Genomic DNA, 9,901 nt, shown 5'->3' on the forward strand with positions numbered 1-9,901 from the left:
CGCCGACCCCGCAGCCGGTGGTGGCCGACACCGCTGCCGGCGACGCCGCGCCCGCTGCGGAGGGCGTGGCGAACGCCGCCAATCCGACCACAACCGCCGATGCACGGCTTGAAATTGTCCCGCCCGGCGCAAGTGACGCGTCGCAGGCGGGCACCCAGTCCGGCACCAGTGCCGGCGGCGAGGGCGACACGATGAGACAGGAACTGCAACAGACGCGCGAGACCCTGGCCGCGCGCGACGCCGAACTGACCGAGCTGCAAAGCCGCGTCGCCGAACTCGAGAAGCTGCAGTCCGACCAGCAGAAGCTGCTGGAGATGAAGGACAATGAGTTGAATGCCGTGCAGCAGCGCCTGGCCCAGGTCGGCGACGCCGAGCAGGCCGCGCGCGCATCGGGCCTGCCGTGGGTGCTGGGCGGGGCGGCGTTGCTGGTGCTCGCCCTGCTGGCGGGCTGGTGGATGCGGCGCCGTCCGGCCCGGACGCCGTCCTTCCGGCCGGTGGCGCCTGAACCTTCGCCGCTTGCGGCAGCTTTCGCCGAGCAGTCGCCGCAGCCGGTGGATGTACCGAAGGAAGCACCTGCGGTGGCCACTCCGCCGCCCCCGGCCCCCGCGGTCGCCGTCGCACCGTCGCCANCGGCGTTGCTGGTGCTCGCCCTGCTGGCGGGCTGGTGGATGCGGCGCCGTCCGGCCCGGACGCCGTCCTTCCGGCCGGTGGCGCCTGAACCTTCGCCGCTTGCGGCAGCTTTCGCCGAGCAGTCGCCGCAGCCGGTGGATGTACCGAAGGAAGCACCTGCGGTGGCCACTCCGCCGCCCCCGGCCCCCGCGGTCGCCGTCGCACCGTCGCCATTGCGCGAGCCGCGCACCGTTTCGTCTCAGGATCCGTTGCCGTCGTCCGGCGTGCCGACCTGGCACGCCGCGTCATCGGCCAAGGGTTCGGGCGTACCGCCCATATCCCCGGTAGACGGTGCCGTGGCCGATGACAACGTCGAGCCCGTGAATTCCGAGGCACCTGGACAGGAGCGGCTGGAACTGGCGCGCGCCTACCTTGATCTTGGCGACCGCGACAGCGCCCGGCAGTTGCTCGACGAGGTGGTAATCCACGGTGACCTGGCCGCGCGTCAGCAGGCCGCGCGGATGCTGCGCGAGTTCGACTGACGACGTGCCTGCCGAACCAGTACCGTCCAGGCCCCGACCGTCCGGGGCATCGCCGGCGCGGCGCCGTTTCGCGCTGGGCGTGGAATACGACGGCAGCGAATTCTCCGGCTGGCAGCGGCTCAACAAACCCGGTGAGCCCGAACGCCGCGGCGAACCCACGGTGCAGGCGGTGCTGGAGCAGGCGTTATCGTTCGTGGCCGGCGAGGGCGTCGAAGTCGTGTGCGCTGGCCGTACCGACGCCGGCGTGCATGCCTCGGCCCAGGTCGTGCATTTCGACGGCCCGGCCCAACGCGACGTGCGTGGCTGGGTGCTCGGCACGACCAGCCGGTTGCCGCCGTCGGTCTGCGTGCGCTGGTGCGTGCCGGTGGCCGATGACTTCCATGCACGGTTCTCCGCACGCGCCCGTCGCTACCGCTATTCGATCCTCAACCGCGCGGTCCGCCCCGCGTTGCAACGGCAATACCTGAGCTGGGAGCGTCGACCGCTTGATGCAGCGGCCATGCACCGCTCCGCCCAGGCACTGGTCGGCGAGCATGACTTCTCCGCGTTCCGCACCGTCCATTGCCAGGCGCCGCACGCCCGGCGCGACCTGCAGTTCATCGCGGTAGAGCGCCAGGGCGACGTGGTGACGGTGGAGGTGCAGGCCAATGCGTTCCTGCACCACATGGTCCGCAACATCGTCGGCAGCCTGCTGCCGGTGGGGCGCGGCGAGCAGCCCGAAGAATGGCTCGGCGACCTGCTCGCCGGGCGCGACCGTACCGTTGCCGGACCGACCGCACCGTCGGCCGGTCTGGTGTTCCTCGGGCCGCGCTACCCTGCACAATGGGGTCTTCCCGCCGAGGTCGAGCTGTGAACCGTATCCTGTTTCGTACCCGCATCAAGTTCTGCGGCTTCACCCGCCCGGGTGACGTGCGCCTGGCCTGCGAGCTGGGTGCCGATGCGATCGGATTCGTGTTCGCGCGCAACAGTCCGCGTCGGATCGAACCGGAGGAAGCGCGCGCCATGCGCCAGGCGCTCGCACCCCTGGTCGATGCGGTCGCGCTGTTCATGGACAACCCCGTCGATGAAGTGCGCGAAGTCGTCCGCCAGATCCGCCCGAGCCTGCTGCAGTTCCATGGCGACGAGGACGACGCGTTCTGCCGTGGATTCGGCGTGCCGTACCTGAAGGCGATCCCGATGGGCGGCGAGCTTGCCCAGCAGCATCCCGCCGCGCTGCACACGCGCTATCCGGGCGCGGCCGGGTTCCTGTTCGACAGCCATTCCGCCGGGGGCGCGGGCGGCAGTGGCAAGACGTTCGACTGGGGAAGGATCCCGGCGGGCGTGCAGAAGCCCTACGTGCTCGCAGGCGGGCTGACCGCCGACAACGTCTTCGACGCGATCATCGCCACCCTCCCCTGGGCGGTCGACGTATCCACCAGCATCGAGAGCGCACCCGGCCTCAAGGATGGCGACAAGATGCGCCGGTTCGTCGAGGAAGTGCGCCGCGCTGACTGCCACGTACTCGACTGATCCTCCCTGAAGGCCCGAGCGCGGCGCGATCGCCTGCGTTGCGGCGCCGCCCATCGGCCGCAAGGCCAGGAATTGCCCGACATGCCGCCCGACCCGATCGATTTCCACGCCTATCCCGACGCTGCCGGCCACTTCGGCCGGTTCGGCGGTCGCTTCGTCGCCGAGACCCTGATGGGGCCGCTGCAGGAACTGGCAGACGCCTACGATGCCGCCCGAGTGGACCCCACCTTCGTCGAGGCCTTCGAGCGCGACCTGGCGCACTACGTGGGCCGTCCCAGCCCGATCTACCACGCGCGTCGGCTCAGCGATGAAACCGGCGGGGCGCAGATCCTGCTCAAGCGCGAGGACCTGAACCACACGGGCGCGCACAAGATCAACAACACGATCGGCCAGGCACTGCTCGCCAGCCGCATGGGCAAGCCGCGGATCATCGCCGAGACCGGCGCCGGCCAGCACGGCGTGGCATCGGCCACCGTGGCCGCACGGCTGGGGCTCGAATGCGTGGTCTACATGGGCGCGACCGACATCGAGCGGCAGAAGGTCAACGTCCACCGCATGAAGCTGCTGGGGGCCACCGTGGTGCCGGTCAGCAGCGGTTCGGCGACGCTCAAGGACGCGCTGAACGAGGCGATGCGCGACTGGGTGACCAATGTCGCCGACACCTTCTACATCATCGGCACCGTCGCCGGCCCGGACCCGTACCCGCGCATGGTGCGTGACTTCAACGCCGTGGTCGGCCGCGAGGCGCGCGCGCAGATGCTCGCCGAGTACGGGCGCCTGCCCGACGCGGTCACCGCGTGCGTGGGTGGCGGCAGCAATGCCATCGGCATCTTCCACGCCTTCCTCAACGATGCCGGCGTGCGCATCGTCGGCGCCGAGGCGGCGGGCGAGGGCGTGGGCAGCGGACGCCACGCCGCGTCGCTGTCGGCCGGTCGTCCCGGCGTGCTGCACGGCAACCGCACCTACGTACTGTGCGACGACGACGGCCAGATCATCGAGACCCACTCGGTGTCGGCCGGGCTGGACTACCCCGGCGTCGGTCCCGAACATGCCTTCCTGAAGGACACCGGGCGCGCCGAGTACGTCGGCGTGACGGACGACGAGGCTCTCGCGGCCTTCCACCGGTTGACCCGGACCGAGGGCATCCTGCCGGCGCTGGAGTCCAGCCACGCCATCGCCCAGGCAATCAAGCTCGCCCGCGGCATGCCGCGCGACGCGCTGGTGCTGTGCAACCTCTCCGGTCGTGGCGACAAGGATGTCCACACCATCGCCGCCCGCGACGGGCTGGTGTTTTGACTTCAGTCCCCGCAAGGCCATCGGCATGACACGCATCGAATCCCGTTTCGCCGCACTCCGCGCGGCCGGCCGCAAGGCACTGGTCCCGTTCATGACCGCGGGCGATCCGTCGGCCACCGCCACCGTCCCGGTCATGCATGCGCTCGCGGAAGCCGGCGCTGACGTGATCGAGCTCGGCGTGCCGTTCTCCGACCCGATGGCGGACGGCCCGACGATCCAGCGTAGTTCCGAGCGCGCGCTGTCGCGCGGCGTCGGCATGGGCCAGGTGCTCGGGTACGTAAGCGAGTTCCGCAAGCAGGACCGGGAGACGCCGGTGGTCCTGATGGGTTACCTCAACCCGGTCGAGATCCGTGGACCGGAAGCGTTCGCGAGAGCCGCGTCGGAAGCCGGGGTCGACGGCGCGCTGCTGGTCGACCTGCCGCCGGAGGAAGCCGCCGAATTCCGCGCCGCCTTCGCTGCGCACGGTGTCGCGCTGATCCTGCTGGCCGCGCCGACCAGCTCCGACGCACGCATGGCCTCGCTGTGCGACCAGGCGTCGGGCTACCTGTACTACGTGAGCTATGCGGGCGTGACCGGCGCCGACCACCTCGATGCCGGGGCCGCCGGCGGTCGCCTTGCAGTGTTGCGCGAGCGCTCGCCGGTACCGGTGGTCGCAGGGTTCGGCATCAAGGACGCCGCGAGTGCGGTCGACATGGCCGCGTCCGCCGACGGCGTGGTGGTCGGCAGCGCACTCGTGCAGGCGATGGCCGATGCCAGCGATGACCGCGACGCCGCCGCCCGCGCAGTTGCTTTCCTGTCCCCCCTGAGGGCGGCGCTGGACGCCGGCATTGCCCGGCAAGCCCCTGCGCTAAACTGATCCGCTCGACCGCCGCGACCGCGGTCACCCGCATGGCCTGAACGGAAGAACACCCAACGCATGTCCTGGCTCAAGAAACTCATGCCGTCCGGCATCCGCACCGACAACGCGAGCGCGAAGCGCCGCAGCGTCCCGGAAGGCCTGTGGGAAAAATGCGACCGCTGCGGCGCGGTGCTCTACCGCCCCGAGCTTGAGGAAAACCTCGAGGTCTGCCCCAAGTGCAGCCACCATCGCCCGATCCGCGCCCGCGCACGCCTTGCGGCGCTGCTGGACCCGGGCAGCACCAGTGAGATCGGCGCCGCGCTGGGGCCGACCGACGTGCTCCGTTTCAAGGACCAGAAGAAGTATTCGGACCGCATCAAGGCTGCCCAGAAGTCCACCGGTGAGCGCGACGCGCTGATCGCCATGCAGGGCACGCTGAAGCAGCGCCCGCTGGTCGCTTGCTCGTTCGACTTCGCGTACATGGGCGGGTCGATGGGCTCGGTCGTGGGTGAGCGCTTCGCCCGCGCCGCCGAGACCGCGCTCGAGCTCGGCTGCCCAATGGTGTGCTTTACCGCGACCGGTGGTGCACGCATGCAGGAGAGCCTGTTCTCGCTCATGCAGATGGCCAAGACGTCGGCCGCGCTGGGCCGCCTGCGCGCCGCCGGCCTGCCGTACATCGCGGTGCTGACCCACCCGACCACCGGTGGCGTGTCGGCGTCGCTGGCGATGCTGGGCGACATCAACATCGCCGAGCCCGAGGCGCTGATCGGCTTTGCCGGCCCGCGCGTGATCGAGCAGACCGTCCGCGAGACCCTGCCCGAAGGCTTCCAGCGCAGCGAGTTCCTGCTCGAGCACGGCGCGATCGACCAGATCTGCGACCGGCGCGAAATGCGCGACCGCCTGTCGCAGCTGCTCGCGTTGATGATGAAACAGCCGCAACCGGAAGACGACGCCGAGATCGCCGGCTGACACCAGGGAACACCGATGACACGCAAGTATTTTGGAACCGACGGCATCCGCGGCCGGGTCGGCGAAGGTCCGATCTCCGCCGATTTCGTGCTGCGCCTGGGCAATGCCTACGGCCATGCGCTGTCGCGCAACGCCTGGCGCAAGCCGGTGGTAATCATCGGCAAGGACACCCGGATCTCGAACTACATGTTCGAGGCCGCGCTCGAGGCCGGGCTGGTCGCGGCCGGCGTGGACGTGCAGCTGATGGGACCGATGCCGACGCCGGCGGTGGCCCACCTCACGCACTCGCTGCGGGCCGATGGTGGCATCGTCATCTCCGCCTCGCACAACCCGCATTTCGACAACGGCATCAAGTTCTTCTCGGCCGAAGGCGAGAAGCTCGACGACGCCACCGAGCTGGCGATCGAGGCCGCGCTGGAAGAGCCCTTCCGGACCGTGCCGTCCGAGCAGCTCGGCAAGGCGGTGCGCACCCGCGACGCGATTGGCCGTTATGTCGAGGCGTGCAAGAACTCGGTGCCCAAGGGCTTCGACCTCGGCGGCCTGAAGATCGCAATGGATTGCGCCAACGGCGCGACCTACCAGATCGGACCGCTGGTGCTGCGCGAGCTCGGCGCCCAGGTCGACGCGATCGGGGTGGATCCCAATGGCCTCAACATCAACGACAAGGTGGGCTCAACCCACCCGGAGACGCTGGCGGCGCGGGTGCGGGAAACCGGCGCCGATCTGGGCATCGCGTTCGATGGCGACGGCGACCGGGTGATGTTCGTCGACCGCAGTGGTGCGGTCTGCGATGGCGACGACCTGCTGTACGTGCTTGCGCGCGACTGGCAGGCGAGCGGCCGGTTGCAGGGCCCCGTCGTCGGTACGCTGATGACCAATTTCGGGCTGGAGCAGGCGTTCGCGCAGGCCGGTATCGGCTTCATCCGTGCCAAGGTCGGCGACCGCCATGTCCACCAGCAGCTGGTCGCCAACGGCGGCACGCTGGGCGGCGAGGCATCAGGCCACCTGCTGTGCCTGGACCGGGCCAGCACCGGCGACGGCATCGTCAGCGCATTGCAGGTGCTCGAGGTGCTCTCGCGCCGGGGTATCGGGCTGCGCGAGGCGCTGGCCGGGTTGGTCAAGGTGCCGCAGCGCACCGTGAACGTGCGGTTCGCCAATGGCGCGAGGCCGGCCGAAGCCGACTCCGTTCGCGCCGTACTGGCCGAAGTGCAGGCCGCGGTGCAGGGCAGGGGCCGCGCCTTCCTGCGCCCGTCGGGCACCGAGCCGGTGGTCCGGGTGACGGTCGAGGCAGACGACGGCGATCTTGTCCAAGCCCAGCTCGACCGGCTCGCGGACGCGGTGCGTGCCGCGGCCGGCTGACGACTGCAGCGTGCCGTACAGCTTCCCCGACCGATAATTCCCGTCCCTCTCAGTGGTAGTCCCCGCATGACCCCGTCCCGCATCCCGACCCTGGATATCCGCCGTTTCGAAGGCGATCGCGATGCCTTCGTCGCCGAACTGGGCGCGGCCTACCGGGAATGGGGCTTCGCCGGCATCCGCGGGCATGGGATTCCCGCCGGGCAGATCGACACCGCCTACGACGTGTTCCAGCGCTTCTTCGCGCTTCCCGACGAGGTCAAGCGCAAGTACCACGTGCCGGGCGGCGGCGGCGCCCGCGGCTACACCCCCTTCGGCGTGGAGACCGCCAAGGGCGCGACGCATTTCGACCTCAAGGAGTTCTGGCACGTCGGTCGCGAGATCCCGCGCGACTCGCGCTACGCCGACGTCATGCCGCCGAACCTGTGGCCGGAGGAGATCCCGGAGTTCCGCGAGGTCGCCTACGGGTTGTACACCGCGCTCGACCAGCTGGGTTCGCGGGTGCTGTCGGCGCTGGCGCTGCACATCGGCCTGCCGGCGGACTTCTTTACCGACAAGACCGACTGCGGCAACTCGATCCTGCGGCCGATCCACTACCCGCCGATCACCGCGCCTGAGATACCGAACGAACGCGCGGGCGCGCACGAGGACATCAACCTCATCACCCTGCTGGTGGGTGCCAGCGCAGAAGGGCTGGAAGTGCGCTCGCACGCGGGGGAATGGGTCCCGTTTACCGCGGACGCTGACACCATCGTGGTCAATATCGGCGACATGCTGCAGCGCCTGACCAACCACGTGTATCCCTCGACCACGCATCGGGTGGTCAACCCCCAGGGCGAGAAGGCGCGCCAGCCACGGTATTCAACGCCGTTCTTCCTGCATCCCAACCCCGACTTCGTGATCGACGTGCTGCCCTCGTGCGTCACCGCGGACAATCCGAGTCGCTACCCGGAGCCGATCACGGCGCAGGGTTACCTCGACGAGCGGCTGCGCGAGATCAAGCTGAAGTAGGCGCGCCTTTAACCGATCACCCCGGCCTCGACCAGCGCGGCGCGCCAGGCGGCGAGCTTGGCATCGGTGCGCTGCGACGCGTTGGCCGGACTGGTGGAGGGCAGCCGCCGCAACGTGAGATCGGCCACCGGTACTGCCGGCATCACGAACCTGCGAAAGCCCGCTTCGGCTTTTGCACCGTTGAACAGCAGCGTGTGGATGCCGGGCCGCTCGGCGAGGAAGCCGTCGAAATCGTTCGGCTTCGCGGTGTCGTCGCGGATGGCCGAATCCAGGCTGCCTTCCCGCTCGCAGCTTGCCAGCACGTCCCAGACAGCGATCCCGGCCTCGACCAGGCGGCGGCAGCGCGCGGCATAGGGCAGGTCCGGTGTCATGCCCAGCAGTGTCGCCATGAAAGGCCAGAAGCGGTTCTGCGGATGCGCGTAGTAGCGGCCCGCCTGCAATGACCGCACGCCCGGCATGCTGCCCAGGATCAGGACCCGCGCACCGGGGCCGACGATCGGCGGAAAACTGCACACCACCGGCCCCTGCGAGGGGCCTTCAGGCACGACCGCCCGGCCCGTTTGCAGGACGTCTGCGCTAGAATCGCGGCTTTCATCGTCTGGGTGCGTCATGGCTCGTCGCAGGATCGTCGCGGGAAACTGGAAGTTGCACGGGGACCGTCGGTTCGCCGGTGAGCTGCTCGATGCTGTCGCGGCCGTGGAAGCGCCGGGCGGCGTGGAGCGCATCATCCTGCCGCCGATGCCGTACCTGGGTGAACTCGTCCACGCATACGGCGCGCGTGGGATGGCGTTCGGTGCGCAGGATGTCAGCGCCAACGAGAAGGGCGCGTACACCGGTGAGGTCTCCGCGGCGATGCTGGTCGACGTCGGCGCCCGCTACGGACTGGTCGGTCATTCCGAGCGCCGCCAGTACCACGGCGAGACCAGCGAGATGGTGGCCGCCAAGTTCATTGCGGCCAAGGCGGCCGGGCTGACGCCGATCTTCTGCGTCGGCGAGACCCTCAGCCAGCGCGAGGACGACCAGACCTGGTGGCGGCTGGAGAAGCAGCTCGCACCGCTGCTGGCGCATGGCGTCGAAGTCTTCGAGGGCGCCATCGTCGCCTACGAGCCGGTCTGGGCGATCGGCACTGGCAAGACCGCCAGCCCCGCGCAGGCGCAGGAAGTCCACGCCTTCATCCGTAGCGAAATCGCCGCGTACGATGCTAGAATCGCTGGCTCGCTGCCGATCCTGTATGGCGGCAGCGTGAAGGCCGACAACGCCGCGGAGCTGTTCGCACAGCCCGATGTTGATGGCGGCCTGGTTGGCGGCGCCTCGCTGGTGGCCGCCGACTTCAACGCCATCGCAGCCGCGGCGGCGCCCTGACCGGTTACGGGTTTCCCGTCACCGACCTATCCAAGAGTTTTTCGCGATGCTGTTGTTCCTCAACGTCATCTATGTGCTGGTCGCGATCGCCATGGTCGCGCTGATCCTGATGCAGCGCGGCGCGGGTGCGCAGGCTGGCTCGGGTTTCGGTGGCGGCGCCTCGGCGACCGTCTTCGGCGCGCGTGGCGCATCGAGCTTCCTGACCAAGGCCACCAAGTGGCTTGCCATCGTGTTCTTCGCCATCAGCCTGTTCATGGCCTGGCACGCGACCGATCGCAGCCAGGTCGGGGGGCAGGGGACCGATCTCGGCGTGATGTCGCAGGTGCCGGTGGCGCCGGCCGCTCCGCAGGGCGATGCCGCGGTTCCGACCGCACCGGCCGCGCAGGTCGCGCCGGCGGCGAGCGCGGAG

11 protein-coding genes are annotated in these 9,901 nt (G+C 69.6%); 10 read left to right on the top strand and 1 reads right to left on the bottom strand.

Annotation, left to right across the window (positions count from 1 at the left end; all coding sequences use genetic code 11):
* The first annotated feature begins 668 nt into the window (after positions 1 to 668).
* From ACKVMH_RS13680 to ACKVMH_RS11020, 8 genes are all read left to right on the top strand, one after another.
* The gene (locus ACKVMH_RS13680; protein WP_459167112.1) at positions 669 to 1,151 is read left to right on the top strand and encodes a FimV/HubP family polar landmark protein; all 483 of its coding nucleotides are present in this window, start codon (positions 669 to 671) and stop codon (positions 1,149 to 1,151) included.
* A 4-nt stretch (positions 1,152 to 1,155) separates the two neighbouring features.
* Entirely contained in the window at positions 1,156 to 2,004 is an 849-nt protein-coding gene (gene truA / locus ACKVMH_RS10990) for a tRNA pseudouridine(38-40) synthase TruA (RefSeq protein WP_412700312.1), read from the top strand.
* On the top strand, positions 2,001 to 2,660 hold the full coding sequence (locus ACKVMH_RS10995) for a phosphoribosylanthranilate isomerase (RefSeq protein ID WP_215218173.1): 660 nt from the start codon (positions 2,001 to 2,003) through the stop codon (positions 2,658 to 2,660). The genes truA and ACKVMH_RS10995 overlap by 4 nt, the downstream gene beginning before the upstream one ends.
* 81 nt (positions 2,661 to 2,741) lie before the next feature.
* Complete coding sequence (gene trpB, locus ACKVMH_RS11000; protein WP_412700313.1) at positions 2,742 to 3,956, top strand: tryptophan synthase subunit beta; 1,215 nt, start codon at positions 2,742 to 2,744, stop codon at positions 3,954 to 3,956.
* A gap of 25 nt (positions 3,957 to 3,981) precedes the next feature.
* Positions 3,982 to 4,812, top strand: coding sequence for a tryptophan synthase subunit alpha (gene trpA / locus ACKVMH_RS11005; RefSeq protein ID WP_412700314.1), 831 nt, complete (start codon positions 3,982 to 3,984; stop codon positions 4,810 to 4,812).
* 60 nt (positions 4,813 to 4,872) lie between these two features.
* Positions 4,873 to 5,763, top strand: coding sequence for an acetyl-CoA carboxylase, carboxyltransferase subunit beta (gene accD / locus ACKVMH_RS11010; RefSeq protein WP_215218170.1), 891 nt, complete (start codon positions 4,873 to 4,875; stop codon positions 5,761 to 5,763).
* Positions 5,764 to 5,778: 15 nt separating this feature from the next.
* Entirely contained in the window at positions 5,779 to 7,122 is a 1,344-nt protein-coding gene (gene glmM / locus ACKVMH_RS11015; protein WP_412700315.1) for a phosphoglucosamine mutase, read from the top strand.
* Between the two features lie 66 nt (positions 7,123 to 7,188).
* Positions 7,189 to 8,130: an isopenicillin N synthase family dioxygenase gene (locus ACKVMH_RS11020; protein ID WP_215218168.1), complete on the top strand. Its 942-nt coding sequence runs from the start codon at positions 7,189 to 7,191 to the stop codon at positions 8,128 to 8,130.
* A gap of 8 nt (positions 8,131 to 8,138) precedes the next feature.
* On the opposite strand, the gene ACKVMH_RS11025 is transcribed toward ACKVMH_RS11020, so the two are convergent.
* The gene (locus ACKVMH_RS11025) at positions 8,139 to 8,741 is read right to left on the bottom strand and encodes a DNA-deoxyinosine glycosylase (RefSeq protein WP_412700316.1); all 603 of its coding nucleotides are present in this window, start codon (positions 8,739 to 8,741) and stop codon (positions 8,139 to 8,141) included.
* On the opposite strand from ACKVMH_RS11025, the gene tpiA reads away from it, so the two are divergent.
* Positions 8,740 to 9,492, top strand: coding sequence for a triose-phosphate isomerase (gene tpiA, locus ACKVMH_RS11030; RefSeq protein WP_412700317.1), 753 nt, complete (start codon positions 8,740 to 8,742; stop codon positions 9,490 to 9,492). The genes ACKVMH_RS11025 and tpiA overlap by 2 nt on opposite strands.
* Before the next feature lie 46 nt (positions 9,493 to 9,538).
* The coding region (secG, locus tag ACKVMH_RS11035) for a preprotein translocase subunit SecG (RefSeq protein ID WP_412700318.1) at positions 9,539 to 9,901 on the top strand (363 nt) is incomplete at its 3' end.

This window comes from Lysobacter zhanggongensis (assembly GCF_046638635.1).
GTDB classification, from domain to species: domain Bacteria; phylum Pseudomonadota; class Gammaproteobacteria; order Xanthomonadales; family Xanthomonadaceae; genus Novilysobacter; species Novilysobacter luteus.

What these genes read in the sequence shown, in the direction of transcription:
- ACKVMH_RS11025 (WP_412700316.1), bottom strand. Translation starts at nt 8,741, where the DNA reads ATGACGCACCCAGACGATGAAAGCCGCGATTCTAGCGCAGACGTCCTG.
- trpA (WP_412700314.1), top strand. Translation starts at nt 3,982, where the DNA reads ATGACACGCATCGAATCCCGTTTCGCCGCACTCCGCGCGGCCGGCCGC.
- glmM (WP_412700315.1), top strand. Translation starts at nt 5,779, where the DNA reads ATGACACGCAAGTATTTTGGAACCGACGGCATCCGCGGCCGGGTCGGC.
- ACKVMH_RS13680 (WP_459167112.1), top strand. Translation starts at nt 669, where the DNA reads ATGCGGCGCCGTCCGGCCCGGACGCCGTCCTTCCGGCCGGTGGCGCCT.
- accD (WP_215218170.1), top strand. Translation starts at nt 4,873, where the DNA reads ATGTCCTGGCTCAAGAAACTCATGCCGTCCGGCATCCGCACCGACAAC.
- tpiA (WP_412700317.1), top strand. Translation starts at nt 8,740, where the DNA reads ATGGCTCGTCGCAGGATCGTCGCGGGAAACTGGAAGTTGCACGGGGAC.
- trpB (WP_412700313.1), top strand. Translation starts at nt 2,742, where the DNA reads ATGCCGCCCGACCCGATCGATTTCCACGCCTATCCCGACGCTGCCGGC.
- ACKVMH_RS11020 (WP_215218168.1), top strand. Translation starts at nt 7,189, where the DNA reads ATGACCCCGTCCCGCATCCCGACCCTGGATATCCGCCGTTTCGAAGGC.